Raw genomic sequence first — 24,041 nt, forward strand, 5'->3', positions numbered from 1 at the left:
CGCTTTGCACCGACAAGGACCAAGAGTTCAGCGACCGCTTCGTCACGACAGGTAAACGCATGCCGACGGGCAAGCGCGCCTGCGCTGCGCGAGGCGCCGGGCTTGGCATAAGGACAGCGCTCAGGATGCCTGGGCCTAGGTTGCACTAAACAACCCCAGATAACGCCTCGCGATCGCCCGCCAGTCGAGCGGCTCGACGAAGGCACGCGCGGCTGTACCCAGTTGGGCGCGCCGTGCGGGATCGGCGAGGAGATCGGCGATCGCCAGGGCGAAGGCATCCGGATCATCGGCGATCACGGCCTCAACCCCTGGCCTGAGCGGGATGCCCTCGGTGCCCTTGGCGGTGCTGACCACAGGGAGCCCAGCGGCGAAATAGTCCAGGATCTTCATCCGCGTCCCGCTCCCCTTTTGCAATGGAACCACGGCAAGGTCTGCACCCTTGAGATAGGGCGCAACCCGTTCGACCGGCCCAATGAACCTCAGCCTGGGATGCAGGCGCTCGCCCGGCGGATGGGCGCCGATCGCCAGGACCTGAACCCGGACGCCGAGGCGCTCTAGACGGGGTAGGATCTCCTGGGCCATCAACTGCATCGCCTCAAGGTTCGGCGGATAGCCATAGATCCCGTGATAGACCAGTACCCAGGTATCGGCAGGGATGTCATAGAGTGTGCGCAGATCCAGGGGTTCGGCCTGGGCGAATGAATCGAGATCCACCCCGTGGGGGATGAGATGCAAACGCTCGGGCGGGATGCCATCGGCGATCAGTTGGGCGCGATCGTGCTCAGAGACCACCACGACATGATCTGCGCGCTGGCACCAGCCAAGCTCGATCTTGCGCAACATGGCCTGGGCATGGGGCGAGAGCTCAGGATACTGGTCGGCCAGGCGCTGGTATTCGACATTGTGCTCGACCAGGAGCGCCTTACCGCTCAACAGGTCTCGCGTCCAGCAGGCAGCCCGGGCGTATGCCGGAAACTCGGCCTGATAGCAACGCGCCCCCGAGCGCAGGGCCACATACAGGGTGCGCAGCACCAGCCCCCAATCGACGGCAGGGTCATAGAGAAAGGCATCGCCCTCGGGGATCCCCTGCGCCAGCACCCAGGTGCGTATCCGCTGGGGATCGGGGCCCAGGCGTTGCAACCAGGCCGGATAGCGGCGCTTTGCAAAATGCCCTTGGCGCACCTCGTGATAGCAGGTGCGGTCATCGCTGATGAGATACACCCGATCGACCGCATGTGACAGACCCCAGGCGGTGCGCTCGATCTTGACCGCGGCACCGTGATTGAGCGGCCAGATATCTGCGCGCGAGATCAGGATCACCGTTGGTCTTCGACCCTTCGTCAGCCGACCGATGGTGCGGGTCAAAGATAGGATCAAGGGCTTGAAGGCCCGGAATGCATGGAGCGCCGGCTTCCGGTCGGCAGCAGGAGTGGCCGCCGCCATCTCCCCTTTCTTGGTGGGAGAGGGATCAGGGGTGAGGGCGATCTCGTCGGCAGGTAAAGCCTGAACGGGGGTGAGGTCAATGGGTTCGGTCCGCACCGCCTGCCTTGGACCCTGCAAAAACCCAAGCACGGGCGCGATGGTGCGCCGATAATGAAAGCACTCATCCAATAGACGCAGGGCGTTGATGGATTTCTGCTCGATCTGCGCAGGATCGGCGAGGATCTCAGCAATGAGCCTAGGGAGCTCATCGATCCCTTCTACCGTCCAGCCAGCGTCATAGGCGTGCACCAGCTCGGCGAGCTCCAGATAGCGGTTGCAGATCAAGGGTAAGCCGAGGCTCAAGCACTCCAGGGCGCGGAAGGATTGGCTGTGCCAGCGCTCGGGGTTTTCATCGGCGAGCTCAAGCCCGATGTGACAGCGCTCAGCCAGATAGCGATGCAACTCGCCATAGGGCAGGAGGGGAGAGGTCGAGTGCACCTTGCCTGCAGGCCCTGCCGCGTCCCCCCTAGGGCGTGCATCGTGCACCCCATCCATCCCTTGACCTACCGCCTCATAGACATAGCGCCCTGAAAAGACGACGATCTCGGCCCGCCCGGGGCCGTGCTGGTTGATTGCCTGGGACAGGGCAGCAAGCCAGTTCTCGGATCTTCGCCACGGCCAGGCAACCCCACCGGTGACCAGGCGGATCGGCTCACCCGGCCTTAGACGCAAAGGTGAATGGGTCTCAAAGCCCGCCGAGATGGGGACGACATCAATCGGGGCCGCGGCGCGACAGTCGAATCCGGCCAGGATCAGCCAGGGCAAGAGAAAACTCATCTGACGCCGATTCCCCACCAGGAAACGCTCGGCGCGTCGATAGCAGGCCAGGGTGCGGCGGATCTCCGATCCCAGATCGAGATGCCCCTGATACATGGCCTCGAGGACCCTGGGGGCCACGACGTCGAGCACGATAGGGATCTCAAGCTCAGCGGGGAGGGCCTCGATCAGCTCCCAATAGCCGACCAAGAGGACATCGGGCGATTCGCCCTTAAGGATCGCGGCGAGCTCGGCAGGATCGGCATAGGTGCGCGCGCGCAGACCTCGCTTGAGCCAAGGCCCACTCGGCTCGCCTAGGGCCGCGGGATAGACCTGAATGACCCGATGCCCGGCCTCGATGAGCCCAAGGGCCAATCCCAAGGCACGCACGCTGTTTCCCGAGGCGATGCGGCCGGGGTCGAGCGGCCCGCCGTGGGTGAGCAAGAGGACCTTCATGGAGCGACCTCGGCAAGTAGACGTTCTAAGGTTGCGCGCGCCTGGGCACTTGAAAAATACCGCTCGATATTGGCAATCCCTCCCTGGCGCAGGCGCTCCCAGAGCTCCTGGTCGCGATAGAGGCGCACCACGCACTCAGCGAATGCGGCGGCATCAGGGGCGATCAGGACATCGCGTTCATGGCTCAATGCCATCCCCTCGGCGGCTAGGGGTGTTGCCACCACCGGCACACCATAGGCCATGCTTTGGTTGATCTTGCCCTTGACACCTGCCCCATAGCGCAGCGGGGCGATCGACAGGCGCGCGCGATCGAACAAGGGCCGGACGTCCTCGACATAGCCCAGGACATGGAGACCGCGCTCAGGGGCATGCAGCGATTGGATGACAGGCGGCGGTCGGCTGCCGACGATCAGGGTGGGGACGGGGCCGAGCGATCTGAGGACCTCGGGCAGCACCTTGGCGACATAATAGCGAACCGCATCGACGTTGGGATCATGATTGAACCCGCCGATGAACAGGATAGCATCGCGGGCGGCAAAGGGTGCGGGGGTGGGGTCCGGGTCATGGATATTGCTCAGGCGCTCAATGCGCGCCTGCGGTAGCTCTTGGGCCAAGAGCGCTTGTTCGGCGGGGCTCACGACCAGGGTCAGATCGGCGCCTTCGATCAGAGCCAACTCTTGACGCTTGCGCCAAGCAGCGCGTTTATATGCCGCCGGATCGTTTGTCAGCTCGGCGGCGCGCTGTTCACGCAGAAAATGCAGATCAACGGTATCAAACCAGACGCGCGCTTGGGGCGCATATTCGCGCACCAGGTCCAAATACTGACCAGCGACCAGGACGCGGCTGAGGATGACGAGGTCGTACTCCGCCCCTCGTCGTTCGAGATGGTGCTGGACCGAGGTGATCTCGGGGGTAGCCAAGACCTCGACCCCGCGGAGCATGAGCTGGGTCCTATAGGGCTCGACGGGCTCCAGGTTGGAGGGGATGAAGGTCACCCGCCAGCCCAATCCGATCAGGATCTCAAGCAGCCGCCACATCCGCAGTGAGCCCGAGTCCTGGTCTGGCATCAGCATCACCGCATCGATCACCAGGACGCGGTGGTGGTGGATCGCCGTGGTTACAGCGCAGCGGCTCGGGTGGACCAGGCTGACCTCCGGCCAGGCATAGAGGCCAAACCCCTGGGCGCGAAGCTGCTCCAAGAATCCCGCAAGGGTCGAGATGGATGGGCCCTTTTCCGCCAAGACCCGCTCGACCGCCCGACGGTTCAAGACCAGGCCCGGGGCTGAGGCGCCATCGACTAGACGAGGTGCGCCATAGGCAGGTGCCTCGGGGTCGTCGCCTGCACCGAACGGCTGGAGCGCCCCATTGGGCCCGCGCACCTGACCGAACTCGAGCAACCGCCCATCGGCGCCAATGAGCCTCGGGCGCAGCGCCCCTACTGGCACTGCAGCATCAGCCAGGAGGCGAGGCGCATGGAGCAAACGCCACAACCAGTCTTGCGGCTTGGCCTCCAGACAATCGAGCTCCATCAGCCAAGCGGCAGGTGTGGCCTCGATGATCGCTCGATATCGACCCGCGACATCTGAGCCCGAGATCCCGAGGTGTTTGATCCCAGGGGCACAACGCCCTAGGAGCGGGCCGAGGGGATCGCCCTCCGGATAAACGACCAGCACCTCGAAGGGGGGGACATGGCGGCTGTAGAGCAGGTCCTCGAGGGTCCAGAAGGTGTGGACACAGGCATGCGCGCTATCGACGATCAGGGCAAATTGGGGCGTGGCCAAGGCATGGGTGCGCCCCGCCTGGTTGTCCAAGTCACCAGGCGCAGGTAGAGCGGCTGTTGGGGCGCTGGCTATCGGAGGCGCCGTGGTGCCCTCCCCTGCCCCTTCCATGCCCGAAGAGAGGGACGGGTTCCGTCCCCCGCTCTCCTTCTGGGAAAGGGGGTGAGGGTGGGGGGCGCCTGAACAGAACCTGGCGATCCGCGCCGCCTGCCACAGGGTGCGCAGGCTAGGCCGCTGGGGGTCTCGGCGCAGCCTGGCGATGAGGACCTGAGCAATCGGCCAAGGGCCGTGGAACCGGGCGATCTCGGTGAGATGGACTGCATGCGCGCGCAGGCGGTCTAAAGGTGCGCCGAGTGGGGCCAGACGTTTCTGGAGCCAGGCATCTAGACCCGCGGTCAACTCGTCTAACCAGACTAAACAACCTGCCAAGGAGCGCCCGCGTTCCAGATCCTTGCGACATTGCAGGGCAGCGCGCAACGACCAAACGCCGAGTAGATCCAGAAGCTCCCGCTCCCTTTGGAGAGAGGATTCAATATATTCCAGACGCGCCCGCAGTCCCTGGATCTCGGACTGCAAGGTGCGTTTTTCGGCATCCCACAAGGCCGCGCGCACCTGAAGCTCGCCATGTGCGGTGCGCAGGTGATGGAACTCAGCGAGCTGTTTCTCATATCTCTGGCGCTCGGACTCGCAGTGCGCGCGCAACGCCTCATACATCGGTCGATGCTTGGCATATTCGGCGATCCTCAACACCTGCTCGGGCGTCCAACGGGCACGCCATTTGGCAAAAAAGGCCGCCAATCCCGGATCGATCCGCCGATCCTCGCCTCCCTGTACCCCAAAGCCGCCGCCGCCCTGGATGCGATAGACGCCGGTCACCCGATCGACACGGACCAGGGAGGTCAGGGCGCTCACCTGCACCCAGAAGTCCCAATCCTCATAGACCGCAAGCGACTCATCGAACCTGATCCCCTGCGCGATCAGTCTGTGATCAAAGAGCACTGCATGGATGGGAAGATAGTTTTCGATGAGCAGGCGCACCGGGTCGTATGGCTGATTGAAGACATGGACGACCTCCCAGTCGCCTTGCGCCCTCTGTCTGCGGCACTCGATCCCCGCATAGGCCGCAAGCGCATCCTCCCGCCCTTGGAGAGACTCGACGAGACCAGCGAGATGCTCAGGTAGGAGCCAGTCGTCGTCGTCGAGAAAGAGCAAGAGATCCCCTTGTGCTGCATCGAGCCCGAGATTGGCCGCCTCGCCGCGTCTCAGACGCCGTCCGTGGCCTATGACCCGCGCTGGAAAGGGGCCGCAGCGTTCGATCGATTGCGGTGCGCCTGTCCCCAGGGCATCGATCAACACGACCTCGACCCGCGGATAGGTCTGTGTGGCGACCGAATCCAGCGCCTCTTGTAAGGTCGAGCGCCAAAGGGTGCGGATCAGGACCGAGATGAGCGGCTGAGCGAGGGATTCGCGGTATTGCGGCATGGGCTAGGGCTTGAGCAACATAGAGGTAGGCAGACGCGATGCGCGCCCGCAACATAAGGGGATGATACAACAGCCGCAGAGTCAGCGCGCCTTGGGCTGATCTTGCGCTAGGCTTGCGCCATGCAGGCTGAATAAGAGATCAACCTCGGCTTGGGTCAGGCCACAGAGCCTGCGGACCTCGTGTCGCCCATGCCCTAGACGGATCAGTTCGATGGCGCGCAGATATAACCCCTCGTCGGCTGTGCGCAAACGTAGCTCGCTGTGCTGCTCAGCGAGACGGTCAAGCGCTCGCTGCACGCTCGCTTGATGCTGGCCCTGATCGATGACATCCTCGGCGACGGCCTTGATCGCGCCATGCAGGGCGAGCACCGCGGTCTCAAAGCCCTCCTGTTCGCGGCGCAAGCCCTGGATCTGCGCCTCGAGCGCGCGCACCCGCCGTCCCGCCCGCCAACCGAGGAGCATGGCCCAGAGCGCCATTAATATGGCCAAAAGAGCAAACCACAGGGGCTCCACTCCCCAGAAGACCGCGCCGAGCGCCTCGATCCACTCAGGCATAGTCGTCGATCAGCCGGCCATGCCTTGGTGTCGTCGTTGGGAGGGTATCGTCGGGCTGCGCAGCCGTGTTCTGCAAGGCGGCACGCCGGTCGCCCTGCCGTCGCTCAACTTGACGCCGATCGCCTTGACGCCGATCCTGTACCCGCCGTTCGGTCCCGAGCCGCGGGGCCTGGCGCCGGTCCTCCGAACGGCGCTCGGCAGCCCGGCGCTCCTTGGTTCGGCGTTCACCCTGACGCCGCTCGCTCTGACGCCGCTCGCCTGCCGCCGTTTCTCGATCCAGCGGACGGCGCAAGAGCCAGGTGCGCCGGCGTTCGAGCCGCCGCTCTTGGTCAGTACCCAGATCGCGCGCCGGTGTCTGGGATTGGACGGGTTTGAGGTCTCTGATCCGCTCGCTCATTGCCGCCCCTCAAAGAGATCGCTGCTGCCCTCATCCATCTATCGGCGCTAGCAGACGAAACCCAAGGGCTCAGAGCTCGCGCAGGGTTGTCCATTCCTCGTCGGAGAGCAGTTTATTGAGATCGATCAGGATGGTCAGGCCATCGCCCGAGCTGGTAACACCCAGGATAAAGCGGCTGGTCTGTTCATTGCCGACCGCAGGGGCAGGATCAACGGCATCCTCAGGGATCTGGACCACCTCGGCCACCGAATCGACCAGGATACCAATGTTTTGGCGATCGACATCGATGATCACGATGCGCGAGGCCTCATCGGGCTCGCGCATCGGCAGACCGAGACGCCGCCGCGCATCGATCACGGTGACCACATCACCGCGTAGATTGATGATCCCCAGGATATAGTCGGGCACCCCGGGGACGGGCGTGATGTCGGGGACCTTTAAGACCTCCTGGACCTGGAGCACATCGATCGCATAGGTCTCATCAGCCAGACTGAAGGTCACATAGGTCGATGAGCGGCCACCCGGCCCTGCCCGCGATTCCGATCCATTCATAGGTATAGCCTCAGTGATTAGGATTGATTGAGTATGGCGGATGCGCGCCTCCCGCGCGCCAGGTCTTGGATGGACTCAGGGTCGCGCACCCGATCCTGACTCCCAGTCCGCACGCAGACGCTCGGGTTCGACCAGGGCGCTTGAGCGCGTCTCGCTGAGCGCTGGCAGCACGATGATCGAGACCCGGCGATTGCGCGCCCGCCCTGCCTCGGTTGCATTGCTCTCGATGGGATGGAACTCACCGTAGCCAATGGCGACCATACGATCGGGTTCCACCCCATTCTGGGCGAACAGATTGACCACGGTCGCCGCCCGCCCCGAGGAAAGCTCCCAATTGGAGGGATAGATCACATTGCTGATCGGACGGTTGTCGGTATGTCCCTCGACATGGATGCGTATATCGTGGCCCTTCAGCACCTCTGCCAGCTCGGTGAGCAGCGGGCGCGCGCCGGCATCCAGGGTCGCCGAGCCGCTCGAAAACAGCAGGTTGCTGTTGATCGCCACCTCGATCCAATAGGGCTGGCGCTTGATCTGGATACGCCCGTCTTCAACCAGCTCGCCCATGGTCGCCTGGATTTCATTGGACATCGTCTGGATCTCGCTTGCGATCCGCTCGCGTTCTTCCTTGGATACCTGCCCCAAGATGGCGGCAAGGGCCACTGCAGTCGGCGACGGCGGGTCCATTTCGGTCGGCTGTTGGGGCATCTGACCCGAGATCAATTCGGGGGGACTGAGAGAGCGCGGTACATCCTCGCTCACCGGCGATTCCTCGAGCGTCGGCTCGCCGATCTGGATGGGATCGACCGCTGTCTGGACGCTAAAGGCGGTGCTCAGCGACTGGGAAAGCACCTGATATTTGTCGGCATCGACCACCGAGACGGCATACATAGCGATGAAAAAGGCCAACAGTAGGGTCAAGAGATCGCCATAGGGGATCGCCCAGGCCTCATGATGGAGGTGTTCGTCGCTGGGTCTACGCCGCGCCATACCGAGTCATCATCTTTGGATAAAGCCGAGGAGTTTATGTTCGATGTTGCGCGGATTCTCCCCTTCGGCAATGGCCACCAAACCCTCGAGGATCATGGTCTGATAGTTGATACGCGCCTGGATGAGCGATTTAAGCTTACTGGCCACAGGCAAAAAGAACAGGTTGGCTAGCCCCACCCCATAGATGGTCGCCACGAATGCCGCGGCGATCCCCGGCCCTAAGCGCCCGGGCGCGGTCAGGTTTTGCATCACTGCCATCAGCCCCATGACCGCGCCGATAATCCCCAGTGTTGGGGAGTAGGTCCCCATGCTCTCAAAGACCCGCGCGCCCTGTAGATCAAAGGATTCGCTATTGTCCAAGTCCGATTCCAAGACCTGCCGCAGGCTTTGGGGCTCAGCACCATCGACCAAGAGTTGCAATCCTTTGCGCACGAATGGATCGGGTTCATGCTCCGAGCGTTCCTCCAGACTCAGGAGCCCCTCCTTGCGCGAGAGATGCGACCAGACGACGATCTGTTTGATCATGGCCTCAAGGTCCAGGCGCGGTGGCTTAAAGACCCAAGGAAACATGCGGAGCGCATGGGCGAAGACGGGGGCGCGCGTCTGTAGCAGGGTGGCGCCCAGGGTACCCACGACCACGATCAGAAAGGCAGCCAGATTCCACAGTGCACCCAGCGAGCTGCCCTTGGCGACGATCCCGCCGAGGATGGCCACCAAGCCGAGCAAGAGCCCGCTGAGGCTCAGGACGTCCATCGCTCAGCAGAAACCCTTGATCAGGGCGGGCCCGACCTCCTTGAGCGGCAGGATCTGGTCAGCAAGCCCGGCCTCGATGATCGCTGCCGGCATCCCGAACACCACACAGCTTGCCGCGTCCTGGGCCCAGATCTGCGCCCCATTGGCCTTAAGCTCGCGCGCCCCTTCGCGCCCGTCCGCCCCCATCCCCGTCAGGACGACGGCCAAGACCTGACCGCGCAGCGCTGTCACAGCTGAGCGGAAGGTGATATCGACGCTGGGTTTATAGATGGTCCCCGGGGGGCTGTCCTCGATCCGTACCCGCGTCTGTGACCCGCCTTCGAGGATCATCTGCATCCCACCCGGGGCCAAGAGCGCACAGCCCGGCTTCAAGACATCGCCGCTGATAGCCTCTTTGACCTCGATCTGACAGAGGTTGTTCAAGCGTTCAGCGAATGCGGGGGTGAAGCTGGCCGGCATGTGCTGGATCAGGGCGATCGGCAGCGGAAAATTCTTAGGCAGGACCTTCAACACCTCTTGCAGGGCCACGGGTCCGCCGGTCGAGGTGCCGATCAGGACCGCGCGCAGATTGCGCAATGCAGTCGGCGCCGCCGGGGGACGGGGGGCGACCGGCACCACAGGACGCGGCGCCGGCTGGGGTGCACGTTCTGCGGCCGGTACACCTGGGGAACGGCGCAGCAACCGACTGCGCCCGAGTGCCCGCACCCGCTGACGCAAGAGCATCTTGGCCGATTCCTCATCCCTGGCGATGTCGCTCAAGCGCTTGGGGAGAAAGTCCATCGCCCCAGCGTCGAGCGCATCCAGGGTCGCCTTAGCGCCCTCGGTGGTCAGGGTTGAGAACATCAGGATCGGGCGCGGCGATTCGGCCATGATCCGCCGGACTGCGGTGATGCCATCCATCACCGGCATCTCGATGTCCATAGTGACGACATCGGGGTCGAGCTGCTTGACGACCTCGATCGCCTCCTGGCCATTGGCTGCGGTCCCCACCACCTCGATCCCGGCATCGGCATTGAGGATCTCGACGATACGCCGGCGGAAAAAACCCGAATCATCGACTACGACAACGCGTAGGCTCATGCCAAGACCCCTGTTTCAAGTAGATACCCTAAGTCGCGGCTGGCCCGCCCGCTGTAGGCCGACTGGCCCAGGAGCTTGATCAGAGCGGGGATGTCGATGATGAGCGCGATCCCACCGTCGCCGGTGATGGTGGCGCCCGCCAGCCCAGGCACACCGTGCAAGCCCTTGCCCAGCGGCTTGATCACGACCTCTTCTTGACCCACCAGGTCATCAACCACCAACCCCACCCGCCGCTGGGCGACATAGACCACCACCACATGGGCCTCACGCCTAGGAGAGATCGAGCGCTGAGGATAGAGCCAACGCACTGCGTAATAGAGCGGCAAGGCATGGTTGCGGACCATGATCGCCTCTTGACCATCGACACAATGGGTACGGGTCAGGTCGAGGTCTAGGATCTCAGAGACCGAGGCCAAGGGGATGGCAAAGCGCCGTCCATCGATGATGACCATGAGTGCCGGCAGGATGGCAAGCGTCAGGGGCAGCTTGATGCTGAGCTTGGTGCCGACTCCGACCTTGGAGTCGATCTCAATGCTGCCGTTGAGCTGGGAGATGCGGGTCTTGACCACATCCATACCGACCCCCCGCCCCGAGATATCGGAGATCTGCTCCTTGGTCGAAAAACCGGCCATGAAGATCAGGTCAAAGCACTCTCGGGTGGAGAGACGCTCGGCCTGGGCGGGATCGATCAGCCCCTTTTGGATAGCCTTGGCGCGCAGCTTATCAGGATCCATCCCGCGCCCATCGTCCTGGATGATCAGCGAGATGTGATCGCCCTCTTGCGCCGCCCCAAGGACGATGGTGCCGCGCCTGGGCTTGCCCGCCATTTCGCGTTCATCTGGGCCCTCGATCCCATGATCCACCGCATTGCGGATGAGATGGACCAGGGGGTCGGCCAGGGCCTCGACCAGGTTTTTATCGAGGTCGGTCTCCTCGCCGAAGGTTTCTAGCTCGATCTCCTTGCCCAGGTTGCGGGCCAGATCCCTGACCACCCGCGGAAAGCGGCTGAAGACCTTCTTGATTGGCTGCATGCGGGTCTTCATGACCGCGGCCTGGAGGTCGGAGGTCACCAGGGCCAGGGCGCCGATCGCCTTGCCGATCTCCTCATCGGCAATCCTTGTGCGCAGCATGCTCAGCCGGTTGCGCACCAAGACCAGCTCGCCGACCAGATTCATAATCTCATCGAGCCTTTGGGTATCGACCCGTACCGAGGTCTCGACCGCCGGAGCAACCGCAGGCTGCGTCTGGGTCGCCCTGGAGGCTTCGTCCAGTTCGGTGGGAGGTTGCACCGCCGGGGTAGGTGTTTGGGGCATCGGCTTGGGCGGCTCGCTCGCTGCTGCCTTGGCCGGCTTGGCGCCATGGAGCTGATCGAGCAGAGCCTCGAACTCGTCCTCGGTGATCAGCTCGCTCCCGGATACTGCCCCGCCAGGGGCAGCGGCACCCTCGGTTGTGGCCCCAGGCGTCGGCTGGTCCTGTGCCATGGGTGCGGTCGCCTGAGAAGGAGCAACACCAGGATCGGCCAGAGCATCCAGCAAAGCCTGAAACTCGGCCTCGGTGATCTCATCGCCGTCTTCTGCCGCCGGAGGTTGGGGCCCTGGCTCAGGCGGAGGGGGTGGGGGAGCAGTAGGTTGAACTGCAGCCGTCTCAGGCACGGCCAGGGCGGCCAGGGCATCGATCAAGAGCGGCGGGGCAGGCGTCGGGTCGCGTCCGGCCTTGAGATCGCCGAACATGACGTTGAGCACATCGAGCACGCGCAACACCACATCCATGAGCATGGGATCGACGCGCCGCTCGCCGTTGCGCAGGAGGTTGAATACATCCTCAGCGTAATGGCAAACCTCGACCAGGGGGATGAGATTAAGAAACCCTGCCCCGCCCTTGATGGTATGAAAGCTGCGGAAGACCGCATTGAGCAGACCGCGATCGTCGGGATTCTGTTCAAGTTCGATCAGCTGCTCATTGAGGCCCTCGAGCAGCTCGCCCGCCTCCACTAGGAAATCTTTCAGGATCTCGTCATTCGGATCGATGGCCATGCAGGATCACCTTATCGGCGCGCTAAAAGCCCAGGCTAGACAGCAAGGCGTCCACATCGTCTTGACTGCTGACTACATCGGCAGTGGCGTCCTGCGTGTTAGGAACGACTGGGCCATGCCCACGCAGCGCGCTAAGTGTATCAGGCTCGGATTCAGATTCAGATTCAGATGGCTTGGCTGGGCGTTGCAGATCCAGGCGCCCGCTCGACAGACGCACCAGCTCGACCAGATTCTCCTCGACCTCGTGAACCAAGCGAATCACGCGCCGGATGATCTGGCCAGTGAGGTCCTGATAGTCCTGGGCCATGAGGATCTCGGACATCAGTGATTTGAGTCGCCCGGTCTCTTCGATACCGCTATCGAAAAAGCCCTCGAGAGCGCGCGCAAGATCGCGGAACTCAGCAATGGTCAGCTCGCGATTGCGAAAACGCGCCCAGCGGTCGCGCAGATCCAGCGCCGAGTTGTGGATGGCATCAGCGATCGGCATGGCCTCATCGAGGGCGTTAAGGGTGCGATGGCTCGCCTGTTCGGTCATGGCGACCACATAGTTGAGCCGCTCCTTGGCATCAGGGATGTGATCGCGCGTAAGTTCAACCAGGCGCGCGTCGCCGCGGAAGCTATTGAGCGCCTCATGCAGATCGCGGGTCAACTTGCCCAGCTCTTCGAAAAGCTGCTGCTCATAGGGCAGACGCAACTGGCGGATGAGCGCATCGGCCCCCTCCCTGTCGGACGCCTCCAGGCGCTCGACAAGCTGGCGAGCGAGCTCAAGCTGCGAGGTCCGACGTTCTTCGTCTTGATCGAGGGCTCCGGTGTTGTCCATTGCTCATCCCTGGGCCTCAAGGCGCTCAAAGATCTTGTCGATCTTTTCCTTGAGGGTCTCGGCGGTGAATGGCTTGACGATATAGCCATTGACCCCCGCCTGGGCAGCCTCAATGATCTGATCGCGTTTGGCCTCGGCGGTGACCATGAGCACCGGCAGGGATTTCAGCATGGGGTCGGCGCGCACGGCCTTCAGGAGCGCGATCCCCTCCATGTTGGGCATGTTCCAGTCGGTGATCAGGAAATCAAAGCCGCCGCTTTTGAGCATCGGCAGGGCCGTGCTGCCATCATCCGCCTCGGAGACATTGTTAAACCCTAGCTCGCGTAGCAGGTTTTTGATGATCCGCCTCATAGTGGAAAAGTCATCCACGACGAGGATCTTCATATTCTTGTCCACGTGACGCTCCACATCGCATCTATTGGTGTTAAACGGAATCCCGCTGGACCCAGTCGCGCAACCGGGCGCGCAATCGATGCAGGGCCTGGGTGCGAATCTGACTCACCCGCGATTCGGTGACATCCAGGATAGCGCCGATCTCGCGCAGATTGAGCTCCTCATCATAATAGAGCGCGAGCACCAAGCGCTCGCGCTCTGGTAGCTCACCCAAGGCACGGGCCAAGGTATCGGCAAACTGTTCGGACTCGATCTGTTCCAGAGGCGTCTCGCTATTGCCTGGCAGGAGGCGATCCGCCTCGGCATCCTCGCCGAACAGTTCATCGAGCTCGAGGATCTGACAGCTTGCTGTATCTTGCAGCATGCCACGATAATCGTCGAGGGAGACGCCCAGGGTCTCGGCAATCTCGCGCTCAGTCGCCGCACGCCCCTCACGCGCCTCGACCTGCTGGATGGCCTCGGCGATCCGCCGGCTGTTGCGGTGCACCGAGCGCGGTGTCCAATCGGAGCGTCTGAGCTCATCGATCATCGCTCCGCGGATACGGATGCCGGCATAGGTGGCAAAGCTCGCCCCCTGCCCCGCTTGGAACTGACGCGCGGCCTCGATGAGCCCCACCATCCCTGACTGAATGAGGTCCTCGATCTGGACCGAGGGCGGCAAACGCGCCGCGAGATGATGGGCGATGCGCCGGACCAGATCGGCATGCTCGGCGACCAGGCGCGCGACCTTATCGCCGCCAGCATTGGCATAGCCCCCGATCCGGGAGCGCAAGCGGCTCATCAGGTGCCCTGAAGCAGACGTTCGACAAAGAAACCGATGCCACCGACCTCATGTGATGCCGGGCGGGTGGCATCGATACGGCGCGCAAGTTCGGCAAACGAGCGGGCCGAGGGACTCCCCGGATACAGGCTGACCACCGGCTGGCGCCGCTGCACCGCCTGGCGTAGCTTGTCATCCATCGGGATCATTGCCGCTGCATCCAACACCACGTCCGGCAGATAGCTGGCGCAGACACTCATGAGTTTGCGCATCAGGCGCTGACCCGATTCGGGATCGCGCAGCATGTTACAGATGATCCGAAAACGACGCACTCCGTGCTCTTGATGCAAAACCTTGATCAAGGCATAGGCATCTGTCAAGGAGGCCGGCTCATCGCACACCACTACGAAGACCTGTTGTACCGCCTTGCAGAAACTCGTCACCGCGTCGTTGACCCCAGCGGCGACATCGACGACCAGGACATCGAGCGGTTTGTCATAGCTGCTGAAGGCGCGGATCAGGCCCAGATGCTCGGCGGGGCTGAGGTTCGCCATCGTGCTGATCCCCGAGGCCGAGGGGACCAGCAGCAGGCCCTCCGGTCCCTGCACCAGGATGTCCTCCAGGCGCTCGACCCGCCCTGCCACCAGGTCATGCAGGGTCTTGGTCGGACGCAATCCGAGCAAAAGATCGGCGTTTGCCAACCCCAGGTCGGCATCGAACAGCATGACATGACGGCCGAAACGGGCCAGGGCCACGGCCAGATTGACCGCGACATTGGTCTTGCCTACCCCCCCCTTGCCGCTGGCGATGGCGAGACTCTGAAACGGACGCTGACTAATAGGCGGCATGCATGGCTTTCCTGAAAGGAACGACGGACTCCAAGACCAGTGGATCGCTGCCCAAGCGGTTGAGGATCAGTGCTGACCGCGGTGCCTGACGTGGGATCTGCGCCGGCAGGGACTCAGCACGCGCCTCCCCTGGCCCCAGGGGCAGCGGGAGCTCGATGGCGCGCATCCTATCCGCTTGCGGCCTTGGGACATCGGGCTCACCAAAGGCCAGACGGATCAGGCGCTCGGTATCGGCGTGCTGGAAATCCTCCTCTAGACCCTGGCCGTCGCTCTGGAACACCAGACCCAGCTGCTGCTCGAGGAGGACCGCCAAGACCTCACCCAGGCGCTCGGCCTCATCGATCTTGGTCAAGACCAGGGCCGAGGGCGCGCAGACCTGAAATGATTGTAGAACCTGATGCAAGACGCTGGCTTGATGGGTCGCAGGGATGACCAGCCAGGTCTCGAGCGGGATCAGGGAACGGATCTGGGCAAAGGGCCGGCATTCAGCCATGGCCCGTGCCGGTCGCCCTTCGGTATCGACCAGGATCAGATGACCCGGGGCAGCGCGCTTGGCCAGGGCCAAAAGGTCGCGCTCATCGTCGAGCAGGATGACGGGCACCCCCGCCATCTGGCCGAAGGTCTGCAGCTGCCTGTAGGCACCGATGCGCTGACGGTCAAGGGTGGCGAGGGTCACGGACTCAACCCCCAACCGCCGGATGCGGCGCAGGGCCAAACGGCACAGGGTCGTGGTCTTGCCGGCGCCCGTGGGTCCAACCAGAGCTAATACCCCGCCGCGATCGAGCACCGTCGGCTGGGTCACGGCGATCGAGGCCGCCAGGCGGGCCCGCAGCCGACCCCAGGCCTCCTCCTCGGCCTGATCCTCCTGGAGGCTACCAACCAGCGAACGTGCCAACTTCTCGCCGAACCCGCAGTCCATGAGACGCTCGACGATGCTGGCCGCCAGGGGATGGGTCACGGCCCACTGATCGCGTTCGCTCAAGACCTGCTGTTGGGCAAGCAGGGTGCGCAGCTCCTTGAGCTCACGGCGCATCGCTACAAGCTCCGGATCGACGGCGACCGGCGCTCGGCGGGTTTGCGCCGCCGCAGATGTCTTGGCCCCCGGCTCTATGGCAGCCACCACCTCGATCATCCCATTGACCCGCCGGCTCGACAGGATCATCGCCTCTGGACCCAACTGCTCGCGGACCTGGCGCATGGCCTCTGGCATGGTCCGCGCCTGATAACGCCTGACGTTCATCGGTCAAACTCCACTCGTCGATCGGTTAGTCGCGCGCCTGGACGTTGTCGCCCCGGCCCACTGTGGCAACCACCCGAATCCGGCGGTTGTCCGGGATCTCGGTGAAGGCTAGCACCGTCAAATTCCGGATCGCCCCGCGCAGCCAGCTCGCGATCCAGGGGCGGATCTCGGGGGCCACGACCAGAACCGCCGGCGCGCCCTCGGCCTCTTGTTTGCGGGCCGCCTCCATCACCGAGCGTTGCAGGCGTTCCGCTAGCCCCGGTTCGATACTGATGGCCTCGCCCTGGCTGCCTTGTAGCGATTTATGCAACAGTTGTTCCAACGATGGGTCCAGCGCGATCAACGGCAGCTCGTCGTCCGGTCCAACCAGGTCCTGGACGATCGAACGTGAGAGCGCCACCCGCACCGCAGCGGTCAGGGTGGCGGGATCTTGACTCTTGAGCGCCTGCTCCGCCAAAGTTTCGGCGATGGTGCGCAGGTCGCGGATCGCGACCTGCTCGGCCAAGAGGTTCTGCAAGACCTTGAGGATCACCCCCAAGGACATGGATTTGATCGACAAGAGATTCTCGACCAGCTTGGGCGAGCGGCGCGACAGCTGATCGAGCAGGTGCTGGACCTCTTCGTGCCCGATGAGCTTGTGGGCGTTCTCGCGGAAGATCTGGGAGAGATGGGTAGCAATCACGGTCGAGGCATCGACGACCGTATAGCCTGCCGCCTGGGCCGCCTCGCGGTTGGCCGGGTCGATCCAGAGCGCATCCAGGTTGAAGGTCGGGTCCTTGGTCGGGATCCCCTCGATGGTCCCGAAGACCTGACCAGGATTGATCGCTAGGTCCCGGTCGGGGAAGACCTCGGCCTCGGCTACGGTCACCCCGCGGATGGCGATGCGATATTGATTGGGCGCAAGCTCCAGGTTATCGCGGATATGCACCGGCTGGATCAAAAACCCGAACTCCTGCGAGAGCTTGCGCCGGATGCCCTTGATCCGTGCCATGAGCTGACCGTCTTGGGTGCGATCGACCAGCGGGATCAGCCGGTAGCCGACCTCCAGCGACACCAGATCGACCGGCGGGACATCCTCCCAGGAGAGGTCCCGCTCAGCCGGCGGCGGTAGCTCTAAGCCTTCTGGCAGGCGCTCGACGGTCGGCGGCGGCGCAGCCTTGGGTTTGCCGGCGATCAGATAACCCGCGCCGATCAAACTAGACGATAGGCCCAAGAACACCAGGTTTGGCATCCCCGGCACCAGACCCAGCACCCCGATCACCCCACCTGCGATATACAGGACCTTGGGGTTGGAGAACATCTGGCTGAAGACCTGCTGCCCCATATCCTGGGAGGTCGAGGCGCGGGTGACGATGATCGCGGTGGCGGTGGACAGGAGCAGCGAGGGGATCTGGGCGACCAGACCATCGCCGATGCTCAGCAGGATGAAGGTATTGGCCGCCTCGGCGAAGCTTAAGCCCGCCTGGGTCATGCCGATGATGATCCCGCCGATGACATTGATGAACAGGATCAGGATGCCGGCGATGGCATCGCCGCGCACGAACTTGCTGGCGCCGTCCATCGAGCCATAGAAATCCGCCTCGAGGGTCACCTCCTCACGCCGTTTGCGGGCCTCCTCTTGCGAGATCAGCCCGGCGTTGAGGTCGGCGTCGATCGCCATCTGCTTGCCGGGCATGGCATCCAGGGTAAAGCGCGCGCTGACCTCGGAGACGCGCCCCGCACCCTTGGTGACCACCACAAAGTTGATGATGGTCAGGATGGCAAAGACCACCACCCCGATGGCGAAGTTGCCCCCGAGCACGAATTGACCGAAGGCCTCGATCACCTTACCTGCGGCTCCAGTGCCCTCGCCCCCATTCAACAGGATCACCCGGGTCGAGGCGACATTGAGCGACAGACGCAACAGGGTGGCCAGCAGCAAGACGGTGGGAAAGGCGGCGAAATCGATCGGGCGCGGGGTATAGACCGCGACCATGACCACGATCAGGGATAGGGCGATGTTGAAGGTAAACAAGAGATCCAGCAAAAAGGGCGGCAACGGCAGGACCAGCATGCCGAGCATGGCGACCAAGAGCAGAGGGGTGGCCAGCCCCAAACGCCCCAGGGTGCTGAGCCGTTCGACCAGCGCGTTCATCGCCGTAGCCTCCGCCACCGCGGTGCGCGGCGCGGATCGAGATACTCATCCGGCACCGGCAGCTCATCCGGCAGCTCGACCTCGGCTTCATCGCGTCGGATCTGATAGACATAGGCCAGGATGCGCGCTACGGCGACGAACAGACCGCTCGGGATCTCTTGGTTGAGTTCGGTGGTGAGATAGATGGCGCGTGCTACCCGCGGTGCCTCGACACAGACGATCCCGTGTTCCTCGCCCAGGTGCCGGATGGCGAGTGCCACCCGATCGACCCCCTTGGCCAGCAACCTGGGTGCCGACATGGTAGCCGGTACATAGGCGATCGCCACCGCATAATGGGTCGGGTTGGTGATGATCACATCGGCCTTGGGCACCTCGGCCATCATCCGCCGGCGTGCCATCTCATGCTGCACCCGGCGGATGCGACTCTTGACCTCGGGCTTGCCCTCAGTCTCTTTGAACTCATCCTTGATCTCTTGCAAGGTCATGCGCAGTTGGCGCTGATAGTTCCAGAGCTGGAAGGGCACATCGATGGCCGCCACGATCACCAGGGCAGCCGAGGCGATGAGAAACAACCAGGCGGCCAGATGGACCGCCTGGGCGATGGCGGTCTCCACCGGTAGTTCATCAAGCGTCAACAGCTTAGGCCAGATCGATTTAAGCCCCAGAAAGGCGACGATGCCGACCAGGGCGAACTTGGCCAGTCCCTTGACCAGCTCGAGCAGACCCTGGAGCGAGAACATCCGCTTGAGACCGGCGAGCGGATTGACCCGGGAGAACTGCGGCATCATGGCCTGTGTCGAAAAATTGGCGCCGCCGACCAACAGCGGTCCAACCAGGGCGGCGATCATGAGCAGGGCCAAGAGGGGGCTGATGATCAAAAGCGCCTGACCCAGCAGATGGACAAGACGCGCTACCAAGAGGTTTTCATCGAGGATGAGCTCGCGTTCCAGGGTCCAGCCCTCGGTCATCAGCCGGACGAAACGCGCGGCCATCCAGCCGCCGGCGAAAAAGATAAAGGCTGCGCCCAGGGTCAAGACCAAAAAGGTCCCCAGCTCGCGCGAGCGCGCGACCTGACCGCGCTCGCGCGCATCGCGCAGGCGCTTGGCGGTCGGTTGTTCGGATCGTTCTTGACCGTCGTCGTTCTCAGCCATGCGCTAGATCCTCGCGATCCGCTCGACCAACGGCAAGGCTGCAAGCAAGAGATCGCCGATGCGGGCAGTCAGGCTGGGTAGGGTCAGCAGGATGATGACAAAACCGATCAGGATGGTGATGGAAAAGCCCACGGCGAAGATGTTGAGCTGAGGCGCGGCCCGGGTGACCACCCCCATCGCCAGATTGACCAAGAGCAGGGCGGCCACCGCAGGCAGGGCGATCAAGAGCGCGCCGGCGAACATCTGGCTGCCGAAGCTCGCCACAAACCAAAGGTCATTGGGATCAAGCCCGCCCCCGCCGATCGGCAGGGTCTGAAAGCTTTTGAGTAACAGCTCGATCAGCACCAGATGACCGTTCATCGCCAGAAAGATCAGGGTTGCCAGGATCGAAAGATATTGCGAGACCATCGGCACCTGCACTCCGCCGGCGGGATCGACCGCCGACGCAAAACTCAGGCCCATCGATAGGGCGATGGCCTCGCCCGCCTGATTGATCGCCGAAAAGACCAGGGCCAGGATAAAACCCATCCCGATCCCGATCAGGACCTGTTCGCTGGCTACCAGCAGACCGCGGATGCTCAGCGGATCGATAGAGGGGGGCTCAGGCAATTGCGGGGCGATGACCAAGGCCAAGCACAGCGCCAACCCTAAACGCACCCGGGGGTTGATCTGGCGTGAGCCAAAGAGGGGCGTGACCAGCAACATGGCGCTGATGCGCACGAAGGGCCAGACCAGGGTCAGGGTCCAGCGCAGGATGTCCTCGGCCTGAAAAGTCATGCACCTCAGCCGCCGTTGATCAAGACAGGGATGCTTTCATAGAGCCGGGTCACATAGTCCATGACCAGCGACAACAGCCAGGGTCCGGCAATGATTAAGGCCGCGCCCACCCCGATGAACTTGGGGATAAACGACAGGGTCATCTCCTGGATCTGGGTCGCCGCCTGAAACAGACTAATGACCAGACCGATGATGAGCCCAGCCAACAGCGGCGGAGCAGATATCAGGATGATGACCTTGCCGGCCTCTTTACCGATATCCAGGACCATTTCGGGCGTCATGACCGGTCTCCTTGAACATGAGGGTTAAAAGCGCGGCCCAAAGCGGGGGCAGGCCTCTCGCAAACCCCATGCAAGATCGGAACCAGCTTAGGCTCAGAGATAAAAGCTGCGCGCCAGGGTCCCGAGCAAGAGCGCCCACCCATCGACCAGGACGAAGAGCATGAGCTTGAAGGGCAACGAGATGATCAAGGGCGAAAGCATCATCATACCCATGGACATGAGCACGCTGGCCACCACCAGGTCGATGATCAAAAAGGGGATCAGAATCAAGAATCCGATCTGAAAGGCGGTCTTCAGTTCGCTGATGACGAAGGCCGAGACCAAGAGCGTCAAGGGGATGTCGTCCGGCGTATCGAAGCCGTCGATCCCGCGGATGTTGGCGAAGAGGGCGATATCCGACTCGCGCGTCTGGGCTAACATGAATTTACGCAAGGGCTGCACCGCCTTGGCCAGGGCCTGCTCGGTGCCGAGCTGCTCCTCCATGTAGGGCTTGAGGGCGGTGTCATACATCTCCTGAAAAACCGGCGACATCACGAAAAGGGTCAGGAAAAAGGCCAGCCCTAACAGGATCTGATTGGAGGGGGTCTGGGTAGTGCCGAGCCCCTGACGCAGGATGGCAAGCACGATCAGGATGCGGGTGAAAGAGGTCATCATGATCAGCGCCGACGGCAGGAGCGTCAGCAAGGTCATGATGATCAGAACCTGAAGGGTGATCGAATAGATCTGGCCCCCGTCTGGCGCCGTGGTCACCGTCACGGCTTTCAGACCTCCGATCTGGGCAAGCGCCAGGACCGGAGCCAGCCAGCCGGCGAAGACAAGGCCCAGACGCGCCAGCCTACGCATCTCCCTTCCTCCTTGGCTTATACCGGGCCAACCAGCTGGCGAAATCGGTAGGCGCAGGGGATAAGGCCGGAGGTTCGACCGGCTGGCTGAGGGTATGCAGATGCTGGACCCCAGCAGGGCTGACCGCGATCAGGATCTGATCACCGCCCACCTGGACCAGCACCAGGCGTTCGCGCGTCCCCAGCGGACGGGCGGCGAGGATCTGGATCGGGCCGCCGTCTGTATTCAGGCCGGGGACCCGCCGCATCAGCCAGGCCAAGACAAAGATGGCCAAGACCACCAAAACCAGCCCGCCGACCAACTGGTTGAGATAGCCGGCGGCCAAGGGCGGGCCTGCCTGGGGATCGGCCCAAAGCAGACCGGACGGGACAGCCAGCATCCAAAGGGCCAGGATTTGTCTCATCCTTACCTCAGTTTACGGATGCGCTCGCTGGGGCTGATCACATCGGTGAGCCGGATACCGAACTTTTCATTGACCACCACCACCTCGCCGTGGGCGATGAGTGTGCCATTGACCAATACATCGAGCGGCTCGCCAGCCAGCCGGTCGAGCTCGACCACCGAACCCTGGTTGAGCTGTAACAGGTTGCGGATCGGTATACGGGTACGCCCGATCTCCATCGAGATGGTGACTGGGACATCCAAGACCATCTCCAGATTGACGTCCGAAGGCGGCTCGGTCTTGATGTCACTGAAGTCTTCGGGCTGCATGGGACGGACGGTATCGGCCTGGGCTCGCCCCCCACCGCCATCTGCGGATGATTTTTGTTCGGCCAGCGCCGCTGCCCAGTCGTCGGGGATGGCATCATCCGCATTGCCGCCTGGGATGTTATTTGCGTCGCTCATGCCTCCTCACCTCTAACGCAATTCTCGTCTGAACATCAAATCAATGCTTGATCAGCTCGGTGAGCTTGATGGCATTGACCCCATTGGAAACCCCGAACTTGCCGCGAAAGAGCGGGATGTCTTCGACATAGAGGACCACGGTCTCGGGCAGGTTGACGGGGATGATATCGCCCGGCTTGATCTTAAGTAGCTCATCGACGGTCAGGGTCGCCTCGGTTAGGGTCGAGCTGATCTCAACCTTGGCCAAGGGGATCTCTTCCTCGAGGGCCCGCTGCCAACGCCGGTCCACCCCGCTGCGGTCGGACTGGATACCTGTATCCAGGATCTCGCGGATGGGCTCGATCATCGAATAAGGGAGGGTGACGTGCAGATTGCCGCCGCCGCCCTCCAGCTCGATATGGAAATCGTTGACGACCACGATCTCGGTGGGGCTGACGATATTGGCAAACTGCGGATTGACCTCGGAGTTGACGAACTCGAAGGTCAGTTCCATTACCGGCTCCCAGGCCTTCTGCATATCCTCAAATGAGGCATCAAGTAGATTCTTGATGACCCGCATCTCCATAGGGGTAAAGTCGCGCCCCTCGATCCGCGAATAAAAGCGTCCCTCCCCGCCGAAGAAGTTCTCGACCAGCCCAAAGACCAGCTTGGGATCGAAGACAAAGAGCGCTGTTCCGTGCAGGGGATAGACGCGCACGAGATTCAAGCTGGTTGGTACATAGAGCGAATGCAGATATTCCGAAAATTTGGTGATACGCGCCCCGATGACTGAGATCTCAGTCGCCCGACGCAACATATTGAACAGATGGACCCGTAGATAGCGCGCGAATCGTTCGTTGATCATGTCGAGCGTCGGCATGCGCCCGCGGACAATGCGCTCTTGGGTCGCGAAGTCATAGGGCCGCACCCCGCTAGGCGGCGGCGGAGCCTCGGTATCGATCCCACCGCCATCGACGCCATGCAACAAGGCGTCGATCTCGTCTTGGCTGAGGATGTCGGATTGCTGGGCCATCGTCGGGTTATTGCATGATCAGATCATTGAACAAGACGTCGCGGATATCCGCAGGCTCGCCCGCTGAGGCGAGGATGCGCACCAGGGTCTGGCGCAAGGCCTCGCGCAGTGTCTCCTTGCCCTCTGGGGTATTGAGGGCGACGAAGTCCTGGCTCGCCAAGAGGCTCAGGATATCGTTGCGCAGCCTAGGCTTGTGTTTATCCAAGGCCGCAGGCACCAGCGGGTTGAAGGTGGAAACTACCAAACCCAGTCGCAGAAAACGCGCCTGCCCCGAGATGAGGTTGGCTGTAAAGCTGCCGAGGTTGTGATAAACGAGTGTAGGCGGCGGCGCGGCGCTTTGGGACGCAGCGGCAGCCGGGGGCGGGGCGGGCTGGGGCTGAGGCGCGCTCGCGCCATCGGCGTTGGCCGTCTCTTCCGTCGTGTCGGTCGGTTTGGGTCGCAGAAGAAAATAATAGGCGGCAAATCCCCCACCGCCGAGGAGCAGCAGGGCAAGCAGCAGGATGATGATCAACTTGATGCGCACGCCGGCAGGCTTGGCAGCCCCCGCATCGGTGGGTGGCTTGGCGGTGGGCTTCTTTTTTTTCTCTGCCATCGTTTAGACCTGATGGAATCTTGACGCCTGGAT

The 24,041-nt window shown here is 62.8% G+C and carries 23 protein-coding genes; all 23 read right to left on the reverse strand.

Annotated elements, in window-relative coordinates:
* Positions 1 to 135 precede the first annotated feature (135 nt).
* Positions 136 to 2,694: a glycosyltransferase gene (locus tag GWK36_RS13980; protein ID WP_166272030.1), complete on the reverse strand. Its 2,559-nt coding sequence runs from the start codon at positions 2,692 to 2,694 to the stop codon at positions 136 to 138.
* Positions 2,691 to 5,954: a glycosyltransferase gene (locus GWK36_RS13985; RefSeq protein ID WP_166272032.1), complete on the reverse strand. Its 3,264-nt coding sequence runs from the start codon at positions 5,952 to 5,954 to the stop codon at positions 2,691 to 2,693. Before GWK36_RS13985 ends, GWK36_RS13980 begins: the two co-directional genes overlap by 4 nt.
* 81 nt (positions 5,955 to 6,035) lie before the next feature.
* A complete protein-coding gene (locus GWK36_RS13990; RefSeq protein ID WP_166272034.1) occupies positions 6,036 to 6,509 on the reverse strand; it encodes a DUF2802 domain-containing protein in 474 nt (157 codons plus the stop codon).
* Positions 6,502 to 6,906: a hypothetical protein gene (locus GWK36_RS13995; protein WP_166272036.1), complete on the reverse strand. Its 405-nt coding sequence runs from the start codon at positions 6,904 to 6,906 to the stop codon at positions 6,502 to 6,504. Before GWK36_RS13995 ends, GWK36_RS13990 begins: the two co-directional genes overlap by 8 nt.
* 69 nt (positions 6,907 to 6,975) lie before the next feature.
* The gene (locus tag GWK36_RS14000) at positions 6,976 to 7,458 is read right to left on the reverse strand and encodes a chemotaxis protein CheW (RefSeq protein WP_166272038.1); all 483 of its coding nucleotides are present in this window, start codon (positions 7,456 to 7,458) and stop codon (positions 6,976 to 6,978) included.
* A gap of 75 nt (positions 7,459 to 7,533) precedes the next feature.
* Positions 7,534 to 8,445 carry a flagellar motor protein MotD gene (motD, locus tag GWK36_RS14005; protein WP_166272040.1) on the reverse strand — a complete coding sequence of 304 codons (912 nt, stop codon included), beginning with the start codon at positions 8,443 to 8,445 and terminating at the stop codon, positions 7,534 to 7,536.
* 9 nt (positions 8,446 to 8,454) lie between these two features.
* On the reverse strand, positions 8,455 to 9,198 hold the full coding sequence (locus tag GWK36_RS14010) for a flagellar motor protein (protein WP_166272042.1): 744 nt from the start codon (positions 9,196 to 9,198) through the stop codon (positions 8,455 to 8,457).
* 3 nt (positions 9,199 to 9,201) lie between these two features.
* Positions 9,202 to 10,278, reverse strand: a complete 1,077-nt coding sequence (locus GWK36_RS14015) for a protein-glutamate methylesterase/protein-glutamine glutaminase (protein ID WP_166272044.1) — start codon at positions 10,276 to 10,278, stop codon at positions 9,202 to 9,204.
* Positions 10,275 to 12,311: a chemotaxis protein CheA gene (locus GWK36_RS14020; protein ID WP_166272046.1), complete on the reverse strand. Its 2,037-nt coding sequence runs from the start codon at positions 12,309 to 12,311 to the stop codon at positions 10,275 to 10,277. The genes GWK36_RS14015 and GWK36_RS14020 overlap by 4 nt, the downstream gene beginning before the upstream one ends.
* Before the next feature lie 22 nt (positions 12,312 to 12,333).
* Entirely contained in the window at positions 12,334 to 13,131 is a 798-nt protein-coding gene (locus GWK36_RS14025; protein WP_166272048.1) for a protein phosphatase CheZ, read from the reverse strand.
* Positions 13,132 to 13,134: 3 nt separating this feature from the next.
* Positions 13,135 to 13,515 carry a chemotaxis response regulator CheY gene (gene cheY, locus GWK36_RS14030; RefSeq protein WP_166272769.1) on the reverse strand — a complete coding sequence of 127 codons (381 nt, stop codon included), beginning with the start codon at positions 13,513 to 13,515 and terminating at the stop codon, positions 13,135 to 13,137.
* A 40-nt stretch (positions 13,516 to 13,555) separates the two neighbouring features.
* On the reverse strand, positions 13,556 to 14,305 hold the full coding sequence (locus GWK36_RS14035; RefSeq protein WP_166272050.1) for an RNA polymerase sigma factor FliA: 750 nt from the start codon (positions 14,303 to 14,305) through the stop codon (positions 13,556 to 13,558).
* Positions 14,305 to 15,132, reverse strand: a complete 828-nt coding sequence (locus GWK36_RS14040) for a MinD/ParA family protein (protein WP_166272052.1) — start codon at positions 15,130 to 15,132, stop codon at positions 14,305 to 14,307. Before GWK36_RS14040 ends, GWK36_RS14035 begins: the two co-directional genes overlap by 1 nt.
* Entirely contained in the window at positions 15,119 to 16,372 is a 1,254-nt protein-coding gene (locus GWK36_RS14045) for a flagellar biosynthesis protein FlhF (RefSeq protein ID WP_166272054.1), read from the reverse strand. The genes GWK36_RS14040 and GWK36_RS14045 overlap by 14 nt, the downstream gene beginning before the upstream one ends.
* A 25-nt stretch (positions 16,373 to 16,397) precedes the next feature.
* Positions 16,398 to 18,506, reverse strand: a complete 2,109-nt coding sequence (flhA, locus tag GWK36_RS14050) for a flagellar biosynthesis protein FlhA (RefSeq protein WP_166272056.1) — start codon at positions 18,504 to 18,506, stop codon at positions 16,398 to 16,400.
* Entirely contained in the window at positions 18,503 to 19,657 is a 1,155-nt protein-coding gene (gene flhB, locus GWK36_RS14055) for a flagellar biosynthesis protein FlhB (protein ID WP_166272058.1), read from the reverse strand. The genes flhA and flhB overlap by 4 nt, the downstream gene beginning before the upstream one ends.
* A gap of 3 nt (positions 19,658 to 19,660) precedes the next feature.
* A complete protein-coding gene (gene fliR / locus GWK36_RS14060; RefSeq protein WP_166272060.1) occupies positions 19,661 to 20,434 on the reverse strand; it encodes a flagellar biosynthetic protein FliR in 774 nt (257 codons plus the stop codon).
* Between the two features lie 5 nt (positions 20,435 to 20,439).
* Complete coding sequence (gene fliQ, locus GWK36_RS14065) at positions 20,440 to 20,715, reverse strand: flagellar biosynthesis protein FliQ (protein ID WP_166272062.1); 276 nt, start codon at positions 20,713 to 20,715, stop codon at positions 20,440 to 20,442.
* A 93-nt stretch (positions 20,716 to 20,808) separates the two neighbouring features.
* Positions 20,809 to 21,558: a flagellar type III secretion system pore protein FliP gene (gene fliP, locus GWK36_RS14070; RefSeq protein WP_166272064.1), complete on the reverse strand. Its 750-nt coding sequence runs from the start codon at positions 21,556 to 21,558 to the stop codon at positions 20,809 to 20,811.
* The gene (fliO, locus tag GWK36_RS14075; protein WP_166272066.1) at positions 21,551 to 21,961 is read right to left on the reverse strand and encodes a flagellar biosynthetic protein FliO; all 411 of its coding nucleotides are present in this window, start codon (positions 21,959 to 21,961) and stop codon (positions 21,551 to 21,553) included. The genes fliP and fliO overlap by 8 nt, the downstream gene beginning before the upstream one ends.
* 2 nt (positions 21,962 to 21,963) lie before the next feature.
* Positions 21,964 to 22,404, reverse strand: coding sequence for a flagellar motor switch protein FliN (gene fliN / locus GWK36_RS14080; RefSeq protein ID WP_166272068.1), 441 nt, complete (start codon positions 22,402 to 22,404; stop codon positions 21,964 to 21,966).
* A gap of 40 nt (positions 22,405 to 22,444) precedes the next feature.
* A complete protein-coding gene (fliM, locus tag GWK36_RS14085) occupies positions 22,445 to 23,416 on the reverse strand; it encodes a flagellar motor switch protein FliM (protein WP_166272070.1) in 972 nt (323 codons plus the stop codon).
* Positions 23,417 to 23,423: 7 nt separating this feature from the next.
* Entirely contained in the window at positions 23,424 to 24,008 is a 585-nt protein-coding gene (locus tag GWK36_RS14090) for a flagellar basal body-associated FliL family protein (RefSeq protein ID WP_166272072.1), read from the reverse strand.
* Positions 24,009 to 24,041 lie beyond the last annotated feature (33 nt).

Origin of the sequence: Caldichromatium japonicum (assembly GCF_011290485.1) — a bacterium.
GTDB lineage: Bacteria > Pseudomonadota > Gammaproteobacteria > Chromatiales > Chromatiaceae > Thermochromatium > Thermochromatium japonicum.